The organism is Pseudomonas sp. GW822-FHT02G04 (assembly GCF_058802085.1).
The window spans coordinates 1-21,044 of record NZ_JBXANU010000026.1; the positions used below are offsets into that span (position 1 = coordinate 1).

General features: G+C 60.7%; 23 protein-coding genes. 17 read left to right on the forward strand and 6 right to left on the reverse strand.

Translation table 11 applies throughout. The annotated features are described in order from the left end of the window. The first annotated feature begins 201 nt into the window (after window positions 1–201). The 4 genes from rhtA to AC1RO5_RS24975 all read left to right on the forward strand — a co-directional run bounded on the left by rhtA (window position 202) and on the right by AC1RO5_RS24975 (window position 3,015). Complete coding sequence (gene rhtA / locus AC1RO5_RS24960; protein ID WP_493178221.1) at window positions 202–1,089, forward strand: threonine/homoserine exporter RhtA; 888 nt, start codon at window positions 202–204, stop codon at window positions 1,087–1,089. 170 nt (window positions 1,090–1,259) lie between these two features. Next, entirely contained in the window at window positions 1,260–1,541 is a 282-nt protein-coding gene (locus AC1RO5_RS24965; protein WP_493178223.1) for a hypothetical protein, read from the forward strand. Between the two features lie 99 nt (window positions 1,542–1,640). Further along, entirely contained in the window at window positions 1,641–2,381 is a 741-nt protein-coding gene (locus AC1RO5_RS24970) for an SDR family oxidoreductase (RefSeq protein ID WP_493178224.1), read from the forward strand. A gap of 37 nt (window positions 2,382–2,418) precedes the next feature. After that, window positions 2,419–3,015, forward strand: a complete 597-nt coding sequence (locus AC1RO5_RS24975) for a 2-hydroxychromene-2-carboxylate isomerase (RefSeq protein WP_493178226.1) — start codon at window positions 2,419–2,421, stop codon at window positions 3,013–3,015. A gap of 46 nt (window positions 3,016–3,061) precedes the next feature. On the opposite strand, the gene AC1RO5_RS24980 is transcribed toward AC1RO5_RS24975, so the two are convergent. From AC1RO5_RS24980 to AC1RO5_RS24995, 4 genes are all read right to left on the reverse strand, one after another. Beyond that, on the reverse strand, window positions 3,062–4,870 hold the full coding sequence (locus AC1RO5_RS24980) for an aminopeptidase P family protein (protein ID WP_493178228.1): 1,809 nt from the start codon (window positions 4,868–4,870) through the stop codon (window positions 3,062–3,064). 56 nt (window positions 4,871–4,926) lie between these two features. After that, complete coding sequence (locus AC1RO5_RS24985) at window positions 4,927–6,093, reverse strand: cysteine desulfurase family protein (protein ID WP_493178230.1); 1,167 nt, start codon at window positions 6,091–6,093, stop codon at window positions 4,927–4,929. Between the two features lie 205 nt (window positions 6,094–6,298). After that, window positions 6,299–6,913 carry a LysE family translocator gene (locus AC1RO5_RS24990; RefSeq protein WP_253426184.1) on the reverse strand — a complete coding sequence of 205 codons (615 nt, stop codon included), beginning with the start codon at window positions 6,911–6,913 and terminating at the stop codon, window positions 6,299–6,301. A 100-nt stretch (window positions 6,914–7,013) separates the two neighbouring features. After that, entirely contained in the window at window positions 7,014–7,283 is a 270-nt protein-coding gene (locus AC1RO5_RS24995; protein ID WP_493178231.1) for a hypothetical protein, read from the reverse strand. Window positions 7,284–7,709: 426 nt separating this feature from the next. Between AC1RO5_RS24995 and msuE the strand changes: the two genes are divergently transcribed. From msuE to AC1RO5_RS25060, 13 genes are all read left to right on the forward strand, one after another. After that, window positions 7,710–8,273 (forward strand): FMN reductase, encoded by a 564-nt coding sequence (msuE, locus tag AC1RO5_RS25000; protein WP_493178233.1) that lies wholly within the window; start codon window positions 7,710–7,712, stop codon window positions 8,271–8,273. A 10-nt stretch (window positions 8,274–8,283) separates the two neighbouring features. Then, on the forward strand, window positions 8,284–9,429 hold the full coding sequence (gene ssuD / locus AC1RO5_RS25005; RefSeq protein ID WP_493178234.1) for an FMNH2-dependent alkanesulfonate monooxygenase: 1,146 nt from the start codon (window positions 8,284–8,286) through the stop codon (window positions 9,427–9,429). 195 nt (window positions 9,430–9,624) lie between these two features. Beyond that, window positions 9,625–10,827 carry an acyl-CoA dehydrogenase family protein gene (locus AC1RO5_RS25010; protein ID WP_493178235.1) on the forward strand — a complete coding sequence of 401 codons (1,203 nt, stop codon included), beginning with the start codon at window positions 9,625–9,627 and terminating at the stop codon, window positions 10,825–10,827. Window positions 10,828–10,851: 24 nt separating this feature from the next. Continuing rightward, window positions 10,852–11,955, forward strand: a complete 1,104-nt coding sequence (locus AC1RO5_RS25015) for a sigma-54 interaction domain-containing protein (protein WP_493178237.1) — start codon at window positions 10,852–10,854, stop codon at window positions 11,953–11,955. Window positions 11,956–12,128: 173 nt separating this feature from the next. Further along, entirely contained in the window at window positions 12,129–12,587 is a 459-nt protein-coding gene (locus tag AC1RO5_RS25020) for a VOC family protein (RefSeq protein ID WP_223483855.1), read from the forward strand. A gap of 304 nt (window positions 12,588–12,891) precedes the next feature. Beyond that, window positions 12,892–14,103, forward strand: coding sequence for a PepSY-associated TM helix domain-containing protein (locus tag AC1RO5_RS25025; RefSeq protein WP_493178239.1), 1,212 nt, complete (start codon window positions 12,892–12,894; stop codon window positions 14,101–14,103). Continuing rightward, the gene (locus AC1RO5_RS25030; protein ID WP_493178240.1) at window positions 14,100–14,642 is read left to right on the forward strand and encodes a PA2404 family protein; all 543 of its coding nucleotides are present in this window, start codon (window positions 14,100–14,102) and stop codon (window positions 14,640–14,642) included. Before AC1RO5_RS25025 ends, AC1RO5_RS25030 begins: the two co-directional genes overlap by 4 nt. Then, complete coding sequence (locus tag AC1RO5_RS25035) at window positions 14,639–14,959, forward strand: hypothetical protein (protein WP_018929965.1); 321 nt, start codon at window positions 14,639–14,641, stop codon at window positions 14,957–14,959. The genes AC1RO5_RS25030 and AC1RO5_RS25035 overlap by 4 nt, the downstream gene beginning before the upstream one ends. An 8-nt stretch (window positions 14,960–14,967) precedes the next feature. Then, window positions 14,968–15,540 (forward strand): DUF6162 family protein, encoded by a 573-nt coding sequence (locus AC1RO5_RS25040; RefSeq protein WP_493178291.1) that lies wholly within the window; start codon window positions 14,968–14,970, stop codon window positions 15,538–15,540. Window positions 15,541–15,574: 34 nt separating this feature from the next. Continuing rightward, entirely contained in the window at window positions 15,575–16,501 is a 927-nt protein-coding gene (locus AC1RO5_RS25045) for a metal ABC transporter substrate-binding protein (RefSeq protein ID WP_493178242.1), read from the forward strand. Next, the gene (locus AC1RO5_RS25050; RefSeq protein ID WP_493178243.1) at window positions 16,498–17,241 is read left to right on the forward strand and encodes a metal ABC transporter ATP-binding protein; all 744 of its coding nucleotides are present in this window, start codon (window positions 16,498–16,500) and stop codon (window positions 17,239–17,241) included. Before AC1RO5_RS25045 ends, AC1RO5_RS25050 begins: the two co-directional genes overlap by 4 nt. Beyond that, window positions 17,241–18,140, forward strand: a complete 900-nt coding sequence (locus tag AC1RO5_RS25055; protein ID WP_493178244.1) for a metal ABC transporter permease — start codon at window positions 17,241–17,243, stop codon at window positions 18,138–18,140. Before AC1RO5_RS25050 ends, AC1RO5_RS25055 begins: the two co-directional genes overlap by 1 nt. Then, window positions 18,141–19,052: a metal ABC transporter substrate-binding protein gene (locus tag AC1RO5_RS25060; protein WP_493178246.1), complete on the forward strand. Its 912-nt coding sequence runs from the start codon at window positions 18,141–18,143 to the stop codon at window positions 19,050–19,052. A gap of 213 nt (window positions 19,053–19,265) precedes the next feature. Here AC1RO5_RS25060 and AC1RO5_RS25065 read toward each other — a convergent pair whose 3' ends face one another. Together AC1RO5_RS25065 and AC1RO5_RS25070 are read right to left on the reverse strand one after the other, a co-directional pair. Further along, window positions 19,266–19,493, reverse strand: a complete 228-nt coding sequence (locus AC1RO5_RS25065) for an MbtH family protein (RefSeq protein ID WP_007934245.1) — start codon at window positions 19,491–19,493, stop codon at window positions 19,266–19,268. Between the two features lie 81 nt (window positions 19,494–19,574). After that, window positions 19,575–20,987: an aspartate aminotransferase family protein gene (locus tag AC1RO5_RS25070; RefSeq protein ID WP_493178248.1), complete on the reverse strand. Its 1,413-nt coding sequence runs from the start codon at window positions 20,985–20,987 to the stop codon at window positions 19,575–19,577. Between the last annotated feature and the right edge of the window lie 57 nt (window positions 20,988–21,044).

A 21,044-nucleotide genomic window follows, 5' to 3' on the forward strand; every position in this document is an offset into this window, starting at 1 on the left:
CAAGGAGTTTTCCGTTTCGACTGCGCCGGAAGTGGGGCGAATTATAGACGTCCAGAATCTGCCGTCAACCCCTGATTACGCTTTTCTATCAGGATGTTCAAAATCCCTGCTTATATATAGACGCAACCGCAACGAATGCGCAGTATATTGCCCAACACATAACGCACTATTCTCGTTTCCCACCTCGGACGATGCCACGCAATGAATGACCACCCCCGCAGCCTTGCCTCGACCCTGTTCTCGGTAGGCCTGCTCTTGATAGCCATGGCATCGATCCAGTCCGGAGCCTCCCTGGCCAAAAGCATGTTCCCGGTTATCGGCGCTCAAGGGACCACCACCCTGCGGCTGATCTTCGCCAGCGTGATCATGCTGCTGCTATTACGCCCATGGCGAGCGAAGCTCACCGCAAAGTCCCTGCGCACGGTAATTGTCTACGGGATGGCGCTGGGCGGCATGAACTTCCTCTTCTATATGTCCTTGAACACGGTCCCGCTGGGTATTGCGGTAGCCCTGGAGTTCACCGGCCCACTGGCGGTCGCTATTTACGCCTCACGTCGGGCGATCGACTTTCTATGGATCGCCCTGGCGGCTGTGGGTTTACTGCTGTTGATTCCGACTGGCGCCACGAGTGCAGGTATTGATCTGGTTGGCGCAGGTTATGCCCTTGGCGCTGGTGTCTGCTGGGCGTTGTACATTCTGTTCGGTCAGAAGGCCGGTGCCGACAATGGCGTGCAGACCGCCGCATTGGGCGTGATGATTGCCGCACTGTTCGTAGCCCCCATCGGTATCGTCCATGCGGGTGCTGCGCTGCTGACACCCTCGCTGATTCCCGTGGCCATCGGGGTCGCCATTTTGTCCACTGCCCTGCCCTACACCCTGGAGATGGTCGCCCTCACACGGATGCCGGCCCGGACCTTCGGCACATTGATGAGTATCGAACCCGCGTTCGGCGCACTGTCCGGTCTGTTGTTCCTCCATGAGTACCTTTCCCTGTCACAGTGGATGGCTATCCTGTGCATCATTCTGGCTTCCGTCGGCGCAACCATGACCATGGGAAGCACCGCCAAGCCCGCAGTTGCGGCGGATTGAAACGAGATTTGACGAAGGTCTGGTATTTGCCGCTCAATTAGGCCATGTTTAGGCCACGTAACTCAGTGTCAGACATGGATTTTTTCAGATAGGAATATCAGTACGCTTCAAGCAAAAGCGAATGCAGGCAGACCCGGGCACAAAGATCCGGGGCCTCTATAAGGACAGCAATGAAACGAATTTTGATACTGATCGCCGTGCTTGCAGTTGCAGGCTGCGCGGCGACCTCGAAAACCCAGGTCAAACACGGCAAGAAAGGACTGCATATCAACTGTTCGGGGCTGTCGTCCTCTTGGGACAAGTGCTACTCCAGCGCTGCCAATTCGTGCGCGCCCAAGGGTTACAAGGTGATCGCCAAGTCAGGGGATGCGGTCGAAGAACCTGGAGATTATCCGTTTGGCCTTAACCCCGCCGGCTATACCAGCCGCAGTATGATCGTCATCTGCAAATAACCTTCCACGCCTGTCGGGCTTGCTTGGCCCGATAGGCGCTTCGCCCGGGATGCTGCTAACGTTCGTCAGTCACTGACCGTTCAGCAAAGGGCGACATCCATGACCACCGCTATCAATAACAAGAAAATCGTATTGGTCGTCGGCGCAGGCGATGCCACCGGCGGCGCCATTGCCAAGCGTTTTGCCCGGGAAGGTTACGTCGCCTGCGTCACACGTCGCAGCGCAGACAAACTTCAGCCACTGGTAGATGCCATCACGATCAACGGCGGCGAGGCTCACGGTTTTGCTTGCGACGCGCGCAAAGAAGAGGACGTAATTGCGCTCATCGAGCAGATCGAAACCGAGATCGGCCCCATCGAAGCGTTTGTCTTCAATATCGGCGCCAATGTGCCGTGCAGTATTCTCGAAGAAACCGCCCGCAAGTATTTCAAGATCTGGGAAATGGCCTGTTTCTCAGGGTTTCTCAATGCTCGCGAAGTGGCCAAGCGCATGGTCACCCGCCAACGGGGCACGATCCTGTTCACCGGGGCCACCGCCGGCTTGCGCGGTGCCGCAGGTTTTGCAGCCTTCGCCGGCGCCAAGCACGGAATTCGCGCCCTGGCCCAAAGCATGGCCCGCGAGCTGGGGCCGATGAACATCCACGTCGCCCATGTGGTGGTCGATGGGGCCATCGACACCGACTTTATCCGCGACAGTTTTCCGGAAAAATACGCGACCAAAGATCTAGACGGCATCCTTAACCCCGAGCACATCGCCGAAAACTATTGGTACTTGCACAACCAGCCACGGGACGCCTGGACGTTCGAGCTGGATCTGCGCCCCTGGAACGAACGCTGGTAAGCCCTCCCCCTACGACAATAAGAAGAGCACATCGACCATGAGCAAAACCGTGGAGTTCTTTTTCGACCTTGGCAGCCCCGCTACCTATCTGGCTTACACCCAACTGCCGAAAATCTGCGCGCAGACCGATAGTCAGCTGATCTACAGACCGATGCTGCTGGGTGGGGTCTTCAAAGCCACCGGTAACGCCTCCCCGGTGACCATTCCGGCCAAGGGTCGCTACATGTTTCAGGACCTGGACCGCTACGCCAGACGCTATGGCGTGCCGCTGAAGTTCAACCCGCACTTTCCCATCAATACCCTGATGTTGATGCGCGCGGTCACGGGTATGCAATTGCGTCATCCGGAACGCTTTCAGGCGTTTATCGATTGCCTGTTTCACGCCCTGTGGGTGGAAGGGCGCAGCCTCGATGACCCAGCGACCGTTGCCGCCGTGCTGACGCAAAACGGTTTCAACCCGAACGAGGTACTGGCACTGACCGCCGATGAGAACGTCAAAGCCGCCCTCAAGCAGAACACCGAGGAAGCGGTACAACGCGGTGTATTCGGCGCACCGAGCATGTTTGTCGGGAATCAACTGTTCTTCGGCCAGGATCGGCTGGACTTCGTCCTTGATGCGCTGCGTGCGCAATAGCCGGACATAATTCAGGCGCTGGAAACAGCGCCTGAATTCAAGCCGATCAAATAGCCGCGGTCCGTGTGTTCAACCACTCTAGAGCTGCGCCATCGAGCAACGGGCTCAGGCGCTCGCGCACCTCGGCGTGGTAACCGTTGAACCACTGCTTTTCGTCTTCGGTCAGCAGCGACGGTTCCAGGCAGCGGGTGTCGATCGGGCACAGGGTCAGGGTTTCGAACTTCAGGAATTCACCGAATTCGCTCTTGCCCGCCTCGCGGTTCAACACCAGGTTCTCGATTCGCACGCCCCAGCGGCCCGGACGGTAGGTGCCCGGTTCGATGGAAGTGATCATCCCCGGCTGCATTGCAGTCTGCGGCGCGGCTGCCGCCTGATAAGCGATGACTTGCGGACCTTCGTGAACGTTGAGGAAGTAGCCGACGCCGTGACCGGTGCCATGACCGTAGTCGACACTTTCGGCCCAGATCGGTGCGCGGGCAATGGCGTCCAGCAACGGCGACAGAATGCCCCGCGGAAACTGTGCGCGGGAGAGTGCAATCACGCCTTTGAGTACGCGGGTGCAATCGCGCTTCTGCTCGTCAGTCGGCGTACCCACCGGCACCATCCGCGTAATGTCGGTAGTGCCGCCCAGGTACTGGCCACCGGAGTCGATCAGCAACAGGCCGTCACCCTCGATGACCGCGTGTTCCTCTTCTGTAGCGTGGTAATGCGGCATCGCACCGTTGGCGTTAAACGCGGCAATGGTGTTGAAGCTCAGCGACACGTAATCCGGACGTCGGGTGCGGGCCGCGGTCAGGTGTTCGTCGATGGTCAGTTCGGTGATGCGCTCACGCCCCCATGCCGCTTCCAGCCAAGCGAAGAATTCGCACAGCGCCGCGCCATCCTGCTCCATGGCCCGACGGATATGCTCGGCATCGGCTAGGCTTTTCTGCGACTTGGCCAGGGTGGTCGGGTTCAGGCCTTCAACCAGTTTCACATCACTGTTCAAGTTATCCAGCAGACCGGCCGTGACCCGCGCCGGATCGACTTGCAGGCTCGCGCCGCTTGGTACGGCACGCAAGGCGGCGGCCACTTCGCTGTAATCGCGCAGGGCCACGCCGTCCTGTTCAAGGATGGCACGCAGCTCGGCGCTGACTTTGCTCAGGGCGACGAACAAGGTGGCCTGTTGCTGGCTAATGAGCGCGAAGGACACAAACACCGGGTTGAACGACACATCGCCGCCGCGCAAGTTGAACAGCCAGGCGATGTCATCGAGGGTGGCAATGAAATGCCAGTCGGCACCGCGCTCTTTCAACACGTCACGCAGCTGGGCGAGTTTTTCGCCACGGCTGACGGTCGCCTGAGGCGGCAAGTGTTGATAGATCGGTTCGTTCGGCAGGCTCGGACGATCACTCCAGACTTCGCTCAGCAAATCGATGTCAGTGCGCAGACGTGCGCCGCGTTCTTGGAGTTTGCTGCTCAGGGTACGCGCCGACGCCACGGCCATCACCGCGCCATCGACTGCGACGACACCGCCTTCAGGCGTTTGCTCGGCCAGCCAATCAAGCGGGCCGGGTTGACCTGGTTGCAGCTTGACCAGCTCGATGCCGCTGCCCTTGAGTTCCTTGCTCGCTTGTTCCCAATAGCGGCTGTCGGCCCAGACACCGGCGAAATCCGGCGTGACGATCAGCGTGCCGACCGAGCCATGGAAACCCGACAGCCACTGCCGCCCCTGCCAATAGCCCGGCAGGTATTCCGACAGGTGCGGGTCGGCCGACGGCACCAGCAGAGCATGAATGCCCTCCCGGCTCATCAGCTCGCGGGTTTGCGCCAGGCGCCGGGGTACCAATCCATTGATCGAAGGCTGCGTACTCATCGTGTCTCCTGCTAACCACTTCATCATTATTGTTTGGTGCCGATCAGAGTCGGCGCTTAAGGACCTGTCACCCAGAATGCCGGAGCACTGGCGGCGGCCGTTTTGATCAGATGCGCAGCCTGGTCGATATCCCGCTCGGTGGTGAAACGCCCCAGGCTCAAGCGAATAGTGCGACTGGCCGAGCGCGCGTCATGCCCCAGTGCCAGCAGCACATGGGATGGTGCATTACTGGCGGAGTTGCAGGCCGACGTCGCGGAAAATGCAATCGAGGTGCTCAACGCCGCGGAATTGAACTCGCCTTCGTTGAAAGTCAGGCTCAATGTATGGGGAATGCGCTGGGTCGGACTGCCATTGACACGAATACCGGGAATGCTCAGCAGTTGGTCGAGCAAACGTTCGCGCAGGCGCACGATGGTGGCCTTTTCTTCATCGAACGAAGCGGCCGCCAGCGCGAAAGCGGCGCCCATGGCCGCGATCTGGTGCGTTGCCAGAGTGCCGGAACGCAACCCACCCTCGTGACCGCCGCCGTGGATCTGCGCTTGCAGGCGTTGTTGCGCACGAGGCCCGACGTACAACGCACCGATGCCTTTGGGGCCGTAGACCTTGTGCGCCGAGAACGACATCAAATCCACCGGCCATTGGGCCAGGTCGATCGCCACTTTGCCCACACCCTGAGCCGCATCGACGTGAAACAACGCATCGCGATCACGCACCACCTGGCCGATGGCCGGGATATCGTTGACGGTGCCCAGTTCGTTGTTGACCAGCATCAGCGACACCAGAAAGGTGTCTTCGCGTATCGCCTCGCTGACTGCTTGCGGGGTAATCAGGCCTTCGGCATCGGGCACCAGATACGTCACGGCAACGCCGCTGTCCTGCAATTGTCTGGCAGTGTCGAGAATCGCCTTGTGTTCGATCTGGCTGGTGATGATATGGCCGCCGGACACACCGCGGGCCTGGGTAACGCCCTTGAGTGCCAGGTTGTTGGATTCGGTGGCTCCGGAGGTCCAGACGATCTGCTCCGCCTGGGCGCCAACCAGTTCGGCGACCTGGCGCCGTGCGTGCTCGACCGTTTGCCGGGCCTGTTGACCGAAAGCGTGGGAGCTGGATGCCGGGTTGCCGAAGTTACCGCTAAAACCCAGACACTCAACCATCACCTTGATGACCCGCTCATCCACCGGCGTGGTGGCGGCGTAGTCGAAATACAACGGACGTTTATTCATAGAAGACTCGCAGAGCGTGTTCCGGGATCAGGAAGCTCGTCACTGGAAATATCAAAGCGTCGCCTTATGAGCGACGCCGAATTTTCAGAACGATAGCAATACCTGATCGGAGGCCGTTAAAGAAGAACAACTTCATTTAAAAGTGCGTAGGAACGCTCCTGAAGTCGAGCTTAACAGGCATCGGGCAACCGGTTGAAGCAATGCGTCAGCTAAAACTTTCAAGCAATAACGGATACATGGAAGCCACCAGCAACAAGGCCATGCCCCAGTTGAACAGGCGTAACCAGCGGCGATCGCGCAGCACATTGCGCAACAGCGTGCCACAACCGGCCCACACACCGACGCTTGGCAGGTTGATCAGGGCGAAGACCGCGGCAATCACAATCACGTTGGTGAAATAGCCCTGCATCGGCGTGTAGGTGCTGATGGCACCGATGGCCATGATCCAGGCCTTGGGGTTGACCCATTGAAACGCCGCCGCGCCCAAATAACTGATCGGCTTGCCCTCGCCCTGCTCACCTTCGGCGACCGGCCCGGAATGCGCAATCTTCCAGGCCAGATACAGCAAATACGCCGCGCCAACATAACGCAGCACGGTGTAAAGCAATGGATAGGTTTGAAACACCGTGCCCAGGCCGAAACCGACGGCCACCACCAATACGAAGAAGCCACAGGTAATGCCCAGCATGTGGGGGATGGTGCGGCTAAAGCCGAAATTCACGCCCGAGGCCAACAACATGGTGTTGTTCGGGCCGGGGGTAATCGAGGTGACAAGAGCAAACAGGGCAAAGCCCAGCAGCAGGTCGAGCGAGAGTGTCATGGCGGCAGTCCATTAGGGTCAGTCAGGTGTTGACCCTATCGCACGCCTTGCGGGAAACCCATGGACAGTTGCGTGAAAGTTCGAGCAGTACAGTTGTCGATCAGCTTGGGCGACCGTGCAGCTGTACTGTGCGTTCGGCATTCATCTCGCCTTGCTTGTCAAAACTGATCGATTTGGTCGGCTGGCCGAGCAATTCGGCTTTCTTCGCGTGGTACTCCTCGAAGGACAAGCCGCGACGATTCAGGGCTTCCAGCGCCAGCTCCCGGGTTTCTTCGGCGGTGTAGGGGCGCAGTTCCGGTGATACATGACTGGCACATCCGGCGAGAACGGAAACGGCGAGCAGCAGGAAAGTGGCGAGTAGAGGTTTCATTTCGGGCATCCGGCTATCTGGGTTCGGGGCAATGAACACAGGCTACCCGCGCGCCCTGAAGGGCAGAAATCAATGATCTCGATAGTGGGTATCGGGATGAAAAGATCGTCCGAACGCGGCCCGAGCCTTCGGCAGCTCCTACGACAAATCATATATAGCCAAACGACCTATAAATATTAATTTACTGTCTTTTACGGAATAACAGAGAGCCTTTATAAACAACTCCATCGCTTAACGCGCTGTTGCTCACGCAACTGTTTGCCTGGCAACAGCCGATCAACAAACCGCCCGTCAAATCGCACAGCGCCTGCCCAGCAACGCGCTGAAAGCCGCGGAACACGGGGCTCCGAAGGATTGGTACAGCTCTTGCTCAACGCTGGTGACTACTCACTGCTCGCTGAGCAACTGTTTAAAAAGGAACTGTTCATGTCGCGTCCATTGAAAGTCGTTGCCCTGTCCGGCGGTACCTGGCGTCCGTCTCGCACTCTGGTGCTAACCCAGGCGCTGTTGGCCGAACTGGCCGGGCAGTTGCCGATCGAGAGCAAGTTGATCGAACTGGGCGATATTGCCCGACCGCTAGGCGCCGCGTTGTCGCGTCAGGAACTGAGCGCCGAGATCGAAGCCGAACTGCAAGCGATCGAAAGCGCCGACCTGCTGATCGTCGCCGCGCCGGTTTATCGCGGTTCGTACCCGGGCCTGCTCAAGCACCTGTTCGACCTGATCGACCTCAACGCGTTGATCGACACCCCGGTGCTGTTGGCCGCCACCGGAGGCAGCGAACGTCATGCACTGGTGCTCGATCATCAGTTGCGGCCGCTGTTCAGTTTTTTCCAGGCCCTGACCTTGCCGATTGGTGTGTACGCCACCGAAGCCGACTTCTCCAATTACCAAATAACCAGTGAGCCCTTGAAGGCCCGCATTCGTCTTGCTGCAGAACGTGCGGCGCCGTTGTTCGGCGTGCACCCCAAAAATCTGCTGAAAATCGCTTAAGGATTTCTTCATGGATGTTTTCTGGTTTCTGCCGACCCACGGCGACGGCCATTACCTGGGCACCACCCAGGGCGCGCGCCCGGTGACCCTCAACTATTTGAAACAAGTGGCCCAGGCCGCCGACAGCCTGGGTTACCACGGTGTGCTGATTCCCACCGGACGATCCTGCGAGGACTCGTGGGTGATCGCTTCGGCCCTGGTGCCGTTGACCGAACGCTTGCGGTATCTGGTGGCGATCCGTCCGGGGATTATTTCGCCGACGGTCTCGGCGCGGATGGCCGCAACCCTGGATCGACTGTCCAACGGCCGCTTGCTGATCAATGTAGTCACCGGTGGCGACCCGGATGAGAACCGTGGCGACGGCAGCTTCCTCGATCACAGCGAACGCTACGAGGTCACCGACGAATTCCTGCAGATCTGGCGCCGCGTGCTGCAAGGCGAAGCGGTGGATTTCACAGGCAAACACCTGCGGGTGCAGAACGCCAAGGCGCTGTATCCACCGGTGCAGAAACCTTATCCGCCGCTGTATTTCGGGGGATCGTCCGATGCGGCTCATGACTTGGCTGCCGAGCAGGTCGACGTTTACCTGACGTGGGGCGAACCACCCGCCGCCGTGGCTGAAAAGCTTGCCGATGTGCGAGAGCGCGCGGCGCGCAACGGTCGTACGGTGAAGTTCGGGATTCGCTTGCACGTGATCGTCCGCGAAACCGCCGAGGAGGCCTGGAAAGCCGCCGACAAACTCATCGAACACATCAGCGACGAGACCATCGCGGCGGCGCAGAAGTCGTTCTCGCGCTTCGACTCCGAAGGCCAGCGACGCATGGCCGCGCTGCATGACGGTCGTCGCGACAACCTGGAAATCTCCCCCAACCTCTGGGCCGGTGTCGGTCTGGTACGTGGCGGTGCCGGGACTGCTCTGGTGGGCGATCCGCAGCAAGTGGCGGCGCGAATCAAGGAGTACGCAGACCTGGGAATCGAGAGTTTCATCTTCTCCGGCTACCCGCATCTTGAAGAGGCTTATCGCTTTGCCGAACTGGTGTTTCCGCTGCTGCCTGAGCCGTATGCCAGCCTGGCCGGACGTGGCATCACCAACCTCACCGGGCCGTTTGGCGAAATGATTGCCAATGATGTGCTGCCCGCCAAAGCCACGGCCTGAAAACCGCTCTCATGTGGCCCCCCGGAAACTGTGGCGAGGGAGCTTGTTCCCGCTGGACTGCGAAGCAGTCCCATAACCGGCCAGCGCGGATTTTCTGAAAAACCGCATCAGCCGATTTACGACTGCTTCGCAGCCGAGCGGGAGCAAGCTCCCTCGCCACAAAAGCCCTTTCCATATGGGATTGCGTCGACTTCAATGAGGAACACCCGCGTGACCGCCAAGCCGCTAAACGCCCTGTTGCCCCCCTTGCAGACCGCCCGCCAACTGGCCGGCGAGTTTGCCCTGACCGCTGTCGAGCGCGATGAACGCGGCGGTACGCCGAAAGCCGAACGTGACGCCTTGCGCCACAGTGGCCTGCTCGCATTAAGCATTCCCGCCCAGTACGGCGGCCTCGGCGCCAGCTGGAGTGAAACCCTGACCATCGTGCGCGAGTTCGCCAAGGTCGACAGTTCGATCGCGCATGTCTTCGGATTTCATCACCTGATGCTCGCCACCGTGCGCCTGTTCGCCCGGCCCGAACAATGGCAGCCATGGTTCGAACAGACCGCGCGCAAGAACTGGTTCTGGGGCAATGCCCTCAATCCGCTGGACACCCGCACTGTAGTGAAAAACCTCGGGGGCTGGCGCGAGTTTTCCGGCAAGAAAAGTTTCTGCTCCGGCGCCAGCGATTCGGAAATGCTGATCGCCTCGGCGGTCGATGAAAGTGCCGGCGGCAAGTTGTTGATCGCCGCGATTCCCAGCGGGCGTAGCGGCATCACGTTGCACAATGACTGGAACAACATGGGCCAGCGCCAGACCGACAGCGGCAGCGCCACGTTTGAACGAGTGCGGGTCGAAGAATCGGAATTGCTGCTCGACCCTGGCCCGCTGAGCACACCGTTCGCCTGCCTGCGCCCGTTGATCGCCCAGCTCACGTTCACCCACATGTTCCTCGGCATTGCCGAAGGTGCCTTTGAAGAGGCGCGGCAATACACCCTCACCGAGACTCGTCCGTGGCACAAATCCAGCGCTCCGGATGTGCGCCAGGATCCTTACGTGCTCGGCCACTACGGAGAATTCTGGGTGGCCCTCGAAGGAGTTCGCTTACTGGTGGAGCGGGCCGCCGAATTGCTCGACAAGGCTTGGGCCAAGGGCCCGAATCTGAGTGCCGAGGAACGCGGACATCTGGCCACCGCGATCGCCACCGCCAAGGTCGCCGCCACGCGCAATGGCCTGGAGCTGTGCAGCCGCTTGTTCGAAGTGACCGGAGCCCGCTCGACTCACGCCTCACTACGACTGGACCGTCACTGGCGCAATCTGCGCACGCAAACCCTGCACGACCCGGTGGATTACAAACTCCATGAACTGGGCGAGTGGGCGCTGAACCAGTCCCTGCCGATCCCGACCTTCTATTCATAGTTTTCCATTCAGGGAGCCTGCCCCATGCAACTGCTGACCTTACCGCCCTCGCCCGCGCTGGCCACCTCGATCCGCGCCACGGCGCAGGTGTTCGAAGACCCGAAATCCCAGGCTTTGCTCGCGCACTTACAGCAAGTCGCACCGAGTGAAGCCAGCGTGCTGATCATCGGCGAAACCGGCACTGGCAAAGAGCTGGTGGCGCGGCATATCCACAACCTCAGTGCTCGCCGCAACCGGCCGTTCGTGGCGGTGAACTGCGGCGCCTTTTCTGAATCGCTGGTGGAGGCCGAACTGTTCGGCCATGAGAAAGGCGCCTTCACCGGAGCACTGAGCGCCAAGGCCGGCTGGTTCGAAGAGGCCGATGGCGGGACCTTGTTCCTCGACGAAATCGGCGATCTGCCGATGGCCATCCAGGTGAAGTTGCTGCGGGTGCTGCAGGAGCGCGAGGTGGTGCGACTAGGGTCGCGCAAGAGCATTCCCATCGACGTGCGGGTACTGGCGGCGACCAATGTGCAACTGGAGAAAGCCATCAATGCCGGGCACTTTCGCGAGGACCTGTATTACCGCCTCGACGTGGTCAGCCTGGAACTGAGCCCGTTGCGCGAGCGCCCCGGCGACATCCTGCCGCTGACCCGGCATTTCATCGAAGCCTACTGCCAACGCCTGGGTTACGGCAGCGTCACCCTCAGTAAAGAGGCCGAACACAAACTGCGCAGCTACACCTGGCCGGGCAACATTCGCGAACTGGAAAACGTCATTCATCACACCCTGCTGATCTGCCGTAACGGCGTGATCGAGCGCGATGACCTGCGCCTGTCGAACATGCGCATCGAGCGTCAGGACGACCACCACACCAGCGTCGACGACTCGCCGGAAGCCTTGCTCGACCGGGCCTTTCAAAAGCTCTTCGAGGAACAGGCCGGCGCACTGCACGAGAAAGTCGAAGATGCGTTGTTACGGGCCGCCTACCGCTTCAGCCACTACAACCAGGTGCACACCGCTGCCTTGCTGGGGTTGAGCCGTAATGTGACGCGCACACGGCTGATCAAGATCGGTGAACTGGCGGTGAACAAGCGCCGCCCTACGGAAAACCTGCAGGGTGAGCGTTTGATGCAGTTGTCGATTTAGCGATCAGTGAGTTGTCGTGGCTCAGGGCCGCGGCGACTGCTCGTCGGGCACTCGGTTGTGGTGAAGAGGTTGACCTATAGTTGTTCGACCGGAAAACGGCGAAGGAACACCTTAACTCTTGTCTAGTCCTGAATTCAGGACAGGACATCCACAACAATAAAGGGAGAACCGTCATGAGCGTTAAACCCATTCCAGAGGGTTATCACAGCATCACCCCTTATCTGGGCATTCAGAAAGCTGCCGAAGCCATCGACTTCTACAAGAAAGCCTTTGGCGCCACCGAAGTCATGCGCCTGGCCATGCCCGACGGCGGCATTGGGCATGCCGAACTGCGTATCGGCGATTGCCCGATCATGCTCGGCACACCGTGCGACCAGGGCCCTTTGAGCAATCCGGACAAGTCGCCGTCCGTGGGGCTGCATTTGTATGTGAACGATGTGGACAAGTCCTATAAACAGGCCATCGATGCCGGTGCCACGGTGGTATCCGAGGTCAAGGATCAGTTTTATGGCGACCGCTCGGGAACCTTGAAGGATCCCTATGGGCATCTGTGGTTCCTGGCCACGCGCAAGGAGGATCTGACGCAGGAACAGATCGAACAGCGGGCGAAGGAGATGTTTAAGCAGGGTTGAGTTTTGCGCTGAATGTTCGGGCCTCTTCGCGGGCAAGCCTCGCTCCTACAAGAAATTGTGTCGTTCCGATATTGATATCAATCCCGTAGGAGCGAGGCTTGCCCGCGAAGGCGGCGTCCCGGCCCCCCCATGGCAGCAATACGAAACATTTACTTTCATATCCCCTTTCGGGATTTCCGATGCTCATACGTCTTATTTAGATGCAGCCGGTCGCGTAGGCAAAAGCCACGACCGGACTTTTCATGGACCTCAACGCTGGGAAGCCCGCAGCAGAGGTCCTCTCATCGAAACAAGACCTTTAATCATGTCGAAGAAATCCCGCTCAAAACTCTGGTTTCTGGTCCATAGCTGGCTGGCCCTGCCCATCTGGTTCTTTGTATTGATCGTCTGTGTGACCGGCACACTGGCGGTGGTCAGCCAGGAAATCGTCTGGCTGGCCAACCCGCAAATGCGCGCCAGCCCGCCTTCGGACGACGCGCCGCTGCTCAGCTATGACCAGATCATCGCCGCCATCAAAAAGGCCGAGCCGCAAACGCTGGTCGAAAGTATCAACCGTCCCGACGAGTCGCATTTTGCCCTGGATGTGAAGGTCAGCTACCCGGACGGACGCTCGATGACGGTCTATGTGAACCCTTACAGCGGGGTGATTCAGGGCACCGCTCCGCAATTCAACTTCCAGGCTTTTACTCGCGCTCTGCATGGCTGGTGGCTGGTGCCGTTCACCAACGGCTACAGCTGGGGCTGGTACCTGGTGTCATTCCTCGGCTTGCCGATGCTGGCGTCGCTGGTAACCGGGCTTGTGGTCTACAAACGGTTCTGGAAAGGCTTCTTGCGACCGACCCTGCGCATTCGTCATGGCGCGCGGATTTTCTGGGGCGACTTTCACCGGCTCAGCGGCATCTGGTCGATCTGGTTCATTGCGGTGATTTCCGTCACCAGCACCTGGTTCATGATTGAGGCGATCCTGTCCGATAACCACATTTCGATTTCCACCGCACCGATCGCCCCCGTCGTCCCGCGTGAGAGCGTGCCCCTCACCGTCGATGGCGCACCGGCGCCGATGATCAGCCTGGAAAGCGCGATTCGCGAGGCCAAGGAACGCATTCCCGGCCTGGAAGACAGCTCTGTCAGCCTGCCCGCCAATGCCTATAGCCACCTTTCGGTGAGCGGACGCAGCTGGTACCCGTTGATCTACCAGAGCGCCGAGGTCAACCCTTACACCGGTGACATTTCCGCCACGCGCCTGCTGTCGGATCGTTCGGGTCTGGAGCTGGTGACCGAATCCATGCGTCCGCTGCACACCGGCGATTTCGGCGGTATCTGGATCAAACTGATCTGGTTCTTCTTCGGCCTGATCCTGAGCATGATGGTCCTCAGCGGCCTGTTGATCTGGACCAAACGCACCGCCCTGGCCACGGCCAACGCGCTCAAGCGCAGCAACAAGCGTCCACGGGCTGCGCTGACCGCCCAGCCCGCCCCGGCCATGAGCCGCGAAGCCACGGAGGGCGGCCGATGAGCCAGGTCGCAGCAGAAAAACCACGCTCGCCGCTAAGCCGCTTCTGGCACACATGGCGCTTCCACATCAACGTACTGCTGTTGCTGGTGCCGCTGGGGTTCATGCCCAAGTACTTCGCCGACGCAGCGCTATTTCGCGGTGACACTGGCCTGGGTGAGCGTGAAGTCGGTGAAGTTCAGGTCGGCCCCTGGAGCCTGCGCCTGGCCGAATTGCGCGACGCAGCCCCGGTATCCGATGGGCCGGCCGGCTACTTGAAGCTCTTCAATGCTGCGCTCTGCGACAGCTGTCGCGATCAGGTCAAGGCGACTTACCTGCGCATTGGCAAACCGCGCAGCCTGCGCGCAGCCGGGGTGATTTTCTTCGGCACGCCCTACAACATGGGCGCCGCGCTGCCGGTACCTGAAAAGACCAAAAACGCCGCCGAGCTGTGGATCACCATGGAAGGCTGGGACGGTGCCATGCATCAAGCCTCCATCCCCCTGAGCCAGGCATCCCCGGCCACCGTCGCATGGCTGAACAGACAAGGAGGCAAACCATGACCAGCGTTTTTCGCCCCGTTTTACTGGTGCTCTGCACCGTCTTCAGCGCCAGCGCCCTGGCCCACAACCCGATGTGTGAATGCAAGGCCATCGACGCCGAACAGATCCGTTGCACGGGTGGTTTTTCCGACGGCAGCGGCGCACCGGGCGTGACCCTGGATGTGATCGGCTACGACGAAACCATTCTGGTGCCAGGCAAGCTCGGCGCCGATTCGACCCTGACGTTCAAGAAGCCCGGCGCCGAGTTCTACGTGCTGTTCGACGCCGGTCCCGGCCACGTGGTCGAGATCGACCAAGCCGACATCGAGGCGCCCTGAACATGAGCATGACCACGCCAACCACCCAAGTGGTGCGCCCGGCCGGTGCCGGCCATGAAACCCTCTATGTGTTGCTGTTGTGCCTGATGATCCTGGCGGTGGCCGGCTCGGTGGTCGCCTGGCACGGCGAGTCCCGGGAGGTGAGCAGCGTCGGCAGCCATCAACTGGATGCCCGCCGCGACCTGAGCGCATCCGAGCAAGGCATTTACGCAGACCTGCGGGTCACACTGGATGAAATCCATCTGTTGCGTGAGGAACAGCAAGCACTGCCCACACCCGCCACCCTCGCCGATGAAGGTTTCGCGCCGTTTGCCCGGGACGCCAGTTCTGTCAGCCGAGGCGGTCATGCCTGGCAGTTGCTGGACACCAAGGCGTATTTCGGCCAGAGCCAGGCACCCACCGTGGCCGGCTCGTTCCTGATGCGTTTGACCGCTGACGACGATGCGCCAGACGTCTGGCTCAATCGCGGCAAAGCCCTCACTGCCCCGACTGATCTGACTGACGCGGCGCTCGAAAGCGCCGGCTGGCAACAGATCGTCGCGCAATTCGATGCCGGGGTCACCCGCCAGCATCGGCACTGAACCCTCGCCCTCACCCGAGAGAAGACTGCTTTCCATGCCTAGCTCATCTCAACGTCGTTTTTTGCGCCTGCTGTTGGTCGGCCTGCTTGCCTGTTTGCTGACGCCTCTGGCCAGTGCCGACGAAGCCAAGCGCCTGCGCATCGGCATCACCCTGCACCCTTATTACAGCTACGTGGCCAATATCGTCGGCGACAAGGCCGAAGTGGTGCCGCTGATCCCGGCCGGTTTCAACCCGCACGCCTACGAGCCTCGCGCCGAAGACATCAAGCGCATCAGCGGGCTCGACGTGATCGTGCTCAACGGCGTGGGCCATGACGACTTCGCCGACCGCATGATCGCTGCCAGCGAAACTCCGAACATCAAGGTGATCGAAGCCAACGAAAACGTGCCCCTGCTGGCCGCCACCGGCGTCGCCGCTCGCGGTGCCGGCAAAGTGGTGAACCCACACACGTTCTTGTCGATCAGCGCCTCGATTGCCCAGGTCAACAACATCGCCCGTGAGTTGGGCAAGCTCGACCCGACCAACGCCAAGACCTACACCCAGAATGCCCGCGCCTACGGCAAGCGCCTGCGGCAGATGCGCGCCGATGCCCTGGCCAAACTGACCCAGGCGCCGAACGCCGAGCTGCGCGTGGCCACGGTCCATGCCGCCTACGACTATCTGCTGCGCGAGTTCGGCCTGGAAGTGACCGCCGTGGTCGAGCCGGCCCATGGCATCGAACCCAGCCCCAGCCAGCTGAAAAAAACCATCGATCAACTGCGGGAACTGGACGTGAAAGTGATCTTCTCGGAGATGGATTTCCCGTCCACTTACGTCGAGACCATCCAGCGCGAATCCGGGGTGAAGCTGTATCCGCTGTCGCACATTTCCTATGGCGAATACACCGCCGACAAGTACGAAAAAGAAATGACCGGCAACCTCAATACCGTGGTTCGGGCGATTCAGGAGTCAGGCGCATGACCGCTCAAGAAACCCTGACCGTACAAAGCGCCGGCCCGACGCTGGATTTCGCCGAAGTCAGCCTGACACTGGGTCGCACGACGATCCTCGACAAGGTGACCTTTCAGGTCCGGCCCGGCAGCGTGCATGCCCTGGTCGGCCCCAACGGTGGCGGCAAGAGTTCGCTGATCAAGACCCTGCTCGGGCAGATGCCGCATCAGGGGCGCTTGAGCCTGCAATGGCCCGGCGAACCAGGGACCACCGGTTACGTGCCGCAAGCGCTGGAGTTTGATCGCGGTTTGCCAATGACCGTCGACGACTTCATGGCGGCCATGTGTCAGCGGCGCCCGGCATTTCTCGGCTTGAGCAAGCATTACGCCGCAGCGATTGGCGAAGCGCTGGAACGGGTCGGCATGCAGGACAAACGTAAACGGCGCATGGGCGCGCTGTCCGGTGGCGAGCGCCAGCGGGTTTTGTTGGCGCAAGGGCTGATTCCGGCACCACAGTTGCTGGTGCTCGATGAGCCGATGTCGGCGCTGGATGAGGCCGGTATCCAAGTGTTCGAACGGCTGCTGGGCGACTGGCGCCAGAGCGGCATCACTGTGCTGTGGATCGAGCATGATCTGGAAGCGGTCGCACGTTTGGCAGACCGGGTCACCGGGCTCAATCGCCGGGTGCTGTTCGATGCCACGCCGAAACAGGCGCTGACCCCGGAACGACTGCTGACCTTGTTCTCGACCCATCCCCGGAGCGTTGCCTGATGAGTTACGAAGCCTTTCGTTTGATGGTCCAGGGTTGGGCCTCGTCGGGTTACCTGCCGGAAGCGCTGGCTTATGGCTTTGTGGTCAACGCCCTGCTCGCCGGATTACTGATCGGCCCGGTGCTGGGCGGCTTGGGCACGCTGGTGGTGGTCAAGCGCTTCGCGTTTTTTTCCGAAGCGGTGGGTCACGCGGCGTTGACTGGCGTGGCGATCGGCATTCTGCTCGGCGAACCTTACACCGGGCCTTATGGCAGCCTGTTCGGTTACTGCCTGCTGTTCGGGATCTTGCTGAACTACCTGCGCAACCGCACGGGTCTGGCACCGGATACGTTGATCGGCGTGTTTCTGTCGGTATCGTTGGCGCTGGGCGCGAGCCTGCTGTTGATTCTCGCGGGCAAGATCAACGTACACATTCTGGAAAACGTGCTGTTCGGCTCGGTACTGACGGTCAACGGCAACGACCTGCTGGTATTGGCCATCGTCGGTTCACTGGTCATGGCACTGGCCCTGCCGCTGTACAACCGCATCATGCTCGCCAGTTTCAACCCGCAACTGTCGGCGGTACGCGGTGTGGCGGTGAAAACCCTGGACTATCTGTTCGTGATCCTGGTGACGCTGATCACGGTGGCAGCGGTGAAAGTCATCGGCGCGATTCTGGTCGGCGCCCTGCTGGTGATTCCAGCGGCGGCCGCGCGCTTGCTCAGCCAGTCGCTGAAGGGCTTCTTCTGGTGTTCGGTGCTGATTGCCACGGTGAGCACTCTGTGCGGAATTCTCGCGCCGATTGTCTTTGACCTGCCCATCCCGTCCGGTGCCGCGATCATTCTGGTGGCCGGTATCGCCTTCGCCCTGGCCGCGATCGCTCGCGGCATCGTCCCAAGTCTGAAAGGGAACCTCGGATAAATGTGTTTTTCTCTGCGTCAACTGACCCTGGCCGTAGCCCTGTGTGGCCTGGCCAATACTTCCATCGCGGCGGACAGCGCCAAACCACTGCACGTGCTGGCGTCCTTGCCGATCACCTATGGTCTGGGCGAAGTGTTGCTCAAAGGTACCGAGATCAAACTGGAACGGGCCGCGCCGGACAATCTGCCCGGCAGCCGACAGACCGCCTATTTCACCGGTCGTGGCGCTCCGGCGCTGGCCAGACTGGCGACCGGCGCCGATGCAGTGATTGGTCTGCGTTCGCTGTGGGCGGATGATCCGCTGTACCCGATATCCCGGCGCAGCAATATTCGTATCGTCGAAGTCGACGCCGCCCGCCCGGTAGATGGCGCCCTTCCCGGCATCGCCGTGCAGCCCGGCAGCAAGGTCGACGGTTTGAACAGCCAGCCGTGGCTTTCCAGCAACAACATGGGGCGCATGGCAGACGTGATGGCGGCGGACCTGGTGCGCCTGGCGCCAGCGTCCAAACCGACAATCGAGGCCAATCTGGCAGCGCTCAAGCAGCGTCTGCTCAAGCTCAGTGCCGACAGCGAAGCGCGGCTGGCCAGTGCCGATAACCTGAGCGTTATGAGCCTGAGCGATCACTTTGGCTACCTTATCGGCGGCCTCAACCTGGAGCTGATCGGCCTCGATCCACGGCCGGATGCCGAGTGGACACCTGAAGCGTTGAAACAGTTGAGTGTGACGCTCAAGGACCATGACGTGGCGGTGGTGTTGCATCATCGGCAGCCTTCGGAGGCGGTGAAAGCGGCGATCTCGCAGGCGGGTAGCCGGTTGGTGGTGTTGAGTGTTGATGCGGCGGATCCGGTGGCCGAGCTGGAGGGGAATGTGGATTTGGTGATCAAGGGGTTGAGCGGTAAACCTGCCGCCTAAGATCAAAAGATCGCAGCCTTCGGCAGCTCCTACAGAATTTGTGTCCAGCCGATGTTTCACGGCTGTACGCGATTCCCATGTAGGAGCTGCCGAAGGCTGCGATCTTTTGATGTTCAAAAAGAAGCCCGCTGACCTTACCGGTTCAGCGGGCTTTTCGTTCCCACGCTCTGCGTGGGAATGCAGCCAGAGACGCTCCGCGTCTCACTTGACCGCTCAGTGAGCCACGGCCGCCTGCTCTTCCATTTTCTGACGCAAGCTCAATGGACGCATGTCGGTCCAGACCTCTTCGATGTAGGCCAGGCATTCCTTTTTCAGGCCGCTCTTGCCCACAGTGCGCCAGCCTTGTGGCACGGCTTTGTAGTCGGGCCAGATCGAGTATTGCTCTTCGTGGTTGACCACGACCTGAAAGAGGATGTCCTCGCGGTCGAATACTGACGTCATGCTGTCTCTCCATCACTGTAGGGTAGGCTGCACGCCGTGCGCAGCCGTTATGTAGAAGGAACGTTCGAGGCGCCGAAAAATTTAGAGGCTGGCGATGGCTGCGGCCATGGCCCTGCCGAAAATGTCGGCCACCCGATCGATTTCCGCGGCGGTGATCACCAACGGCGGCAGGAAACGCACGACACCGCCGTGACGCCCGCCCAGCTCGAGGATCAACCCGCGCTTGAGGCATTCGCGCTGCACCAACGACGCCAGACGACCGAATACAGGTGGATGGCCTTGAGCGTCCGACGCGCCACTCGGGTCGACCAGTTCGACGCCCAGCATCAAGCCACGCCCGCGAATGTCGCCCAGCTGCGGGAAGTCCCGCTGCAGGATGTGCAAGTGTTCGCTCAGGCGTTCACCCATGGCGGCGGCGTGCTCGCAAACCTTGTGCTCGGTCAGGTAGCGCATCACCGCAGAGCCCGCGGCCATGGCCATCTGATTACCGCGGAAGGTTCCGGCGTGGGCGCCCGGCAGCCAGGTGTCGAGCCAGTCGCGATAGACCACCACCGCCAGAGGCAGGCTGCCGCCGATGGCCTTGGACATCACCACCACATCCGGAATGATTCCGGCGTGCTCGAAGGCAAACATCTTGCCGGTGCGGGCAAAGCCGCTCTGAATCTCATCGACGATTAGCGCCACGCCGGCCTGCTCGGTGATGCGTCGCAAACCACGCAGCCAGTCGAGATCGGCCGGAATCACCCCGCCCTCGCCCTGCACCACCTCGACGATCACCGCAGCTGGCAATTGCACGCCGGCCTCTGGATCGTTCAGCAGGTTCTCCAGGTAGTTCAGGTTGACCTGCACTCCCTGCGCGCCACCGAGCCCGAACGGGCAACGGTAATCGTAGGGATACGGCATGAACTGCACGCCATTGCCGAGCAAGGCAGCCAACGGCTTTTTTGGTCCCAGACTGCCCATCAGGCTCAACGCGCCCTGACTCATGCCGTGGTAACCGCCCTGGAACGATAAGACGGTGCTGCGCCCGGTGGCGGTGCGCACCAGTTTCAGCGCGGCTTCCACGGCGTCGGTGCCGGTCGGGCCACAGAACTGGATTTTGGCTTCAGCGGCCAATGCCGGCGGCAGCAGACCGAACAGGTCCTGGACAAACCGGTCCTTGACCGGCGTGGTCAGGTCGAGGGTGTGCAGCGGCAGTTCATCGGCCAGCACCTGCTGGATCGCTTCGATCACCACCGGATGGTTGTGCCCCAGGGCCAGGGTTCCGGCACCGGCCAGGCAATCGATGAAACTGCGGCCTTCGACATCTTCCACATAAATGCCCTTGGCACGCTTGAGTGCCAGGGGTATGCGTCGCGGGTAGCTGCGGGCGTTCGATTCCTGTTGGCTCTGACGGGCTAGCAGCGGGGATTCGTTGAACTGATAAAGCGTCTCGGCAGGCGTCGGGACAATCCGGGCCGGCTGATCTTCGATAAGGCTGGTAGCGACTGACATCTCTCGACCCCTGTTGATAGTGACCAAAACTGCACACCGGGCAGGTGCGCGTTCCGG

Bases quoted from the DNA above. Each gene is read 5' to 3' on its own strand.
- AC1RO5_RS25015 (WP_493178237.1), top strand. From the start codon at position 10,852: ATGCAACTGCTGACCTTACCGCCCTCGCCCGCGCTGGCCACCTCGATC.
- AC1RO5_RS24990 (WP_253426184.1), bottom strand. From the start codon at position 6,913: ATGACACTCTCGCTCGACCTGCTGCTGGGCTTTGCCCTGTTTGCTCTT.
- AC1RO5_RS24970 (WP_493178224.1), top strand. From the start codon at position 1,641: ATGACCACCGCTATCAATAACAAGAAAATCGTATTGGTCGTCGGCGCA.
- AC1RO5_RS25045 (WP_493178242.1), top strand. From the start codon at position 15,575: ATGCCTAGCTCATCTCAACGTCGTTTTTTGCGCCTGCTGTTGGTCGGC.
- AC1RO5_RS25070 (WP_493178248.1), bottom strand. From the start codon at position 20,987: ATGTCAGTCGCTACCAGCCTTATCGAAGATCAGCCGGCCCGGATTGTC.
- AC1RO5_RS25050 (WP_493178243.1), top strand. From the start codon at position 16,498: ATGACCGCTCAAGAAACCCTGACCGTACAAAGCGCCGGCCCGACGCTG.
- AC1RO5_RS25065 (WP_007934245.1), bottom strand. From the start codon at position 19,493: ATGACGTCAGTATTCGACCGCGAGGACATCCTCTTTCAGGTCGTGGTC.
- msuE (WP_493178233.1), top strand. From the start codon at position 7,710: ATGTCGCGTCCATTGAAAGTCGTTGCCCTGTCCGGCGGTACCTGGCGT.
- AC1RO5_RS24965 (WP_493178223.1), top strand. From the start codon at position 1,260: ATGAAACGAATTTTGATACTGATCGCCGTGCTTGCAGTTGCAGGCTGC.
- AC1RO5_RS24995 (WP_493178231.1), bottom strand. From the start codon at position 7,283: ATGAAACCTCTACTCGCCACTTTCCTGCTGCTCGCCGTTTCCGTTCTC.
- ssuD (WP_493178234.1), top strand. From the start codon at position 8,284: ATGGATGTTTTCTGGTTTCTGCCGACCCACGGCGACGGCCATTACCTG.
- AC1RO5_RS25055 (WP_493178244.1), top strand. From the start codon at position 17,241: ATGAGTTACGAAGCCTTTCGTTTGATGGTCCAGGGTTGGGCCTCGTCG.
- rhtA (WP_493178221.1), top strand. From the start codon at position 202: ATGAATGACCACCCCCGCAGCCTTGCCTCGACCCTGTTCTCGGTAGGC.
- AC1RO5_RS25030 (WP_493178240.1), top strand. From the start codon at position 14,100: ATGAGCCAGGTCGCAGCAGAAAAACCACGCTCGCCGCTAAGCCGCTTC.
- AC1RO5_RS25060 (WP_493178246.1), top strand. From the start codon at position 18,141: ATGTGTTTTTCTCTGCGTCAACTGACCCTGGCCGTAGCCCTGTGTGGC.
- AC1RO5_RS24985 (WP_493178230.1), bottom strand. From the start codon at position 6,093: ATGAATAAACGTCCGTTGTATTTCGACTACGCCGCCACCACGCCGGTG.
- AC1RO5_RS25040 (WP_493178291.1), top strand. From the start codon at position 14,968: ATGACCACGCCAACCACCCAAGTGGTGCGCCCGGCCGGTGCCGGCCAT.
- AC1RO5_RS25010 (WP_493178235.1), top strand. From the start codon at position 9,625: ATGAGGAACACCCGCGTGACCGCCAAGCCGCTAAACGCCCTGTTGCCC.
- AC1RO5_RS24980 (WP_493178228.1), bottom strand. From the start codon at position 4,870: ATGAGTACGCAGCCTTCGATCAATGGATTGGTACCCCGGCGCCTGGCG.
- AC1RO5_RS25025 (WP_493178239.1), top strand. From the start codon at position 12,892: ATGTCGAAGAAATCCCGCTCAAAACTCTGGTTTCTGGTCCATAGCTGG.
- AC1RO5_RS24975 (WP_493178226.1), top strand. From the start codon at position 2,419: ATGAGCAAAACCGTGGAGTTCTTTTTCGACCTTGGCAGCCCCGCTACC.
- AC1RO5_RS25035 (WP_018929965.1), top strand. From the start codon at position 14,639: ATGACCAGCGTTTTTCGCCCCGTTTTACTGGTGCTCTGCACCGTCTTC.
- AC1RO5_RS25020 (WP_223483855.1), top strand. From the start codon at position 12,129: ATGAGCGTTAAACCCATTCCAGAGGGTTATCACAGCATCACCCCTTAT.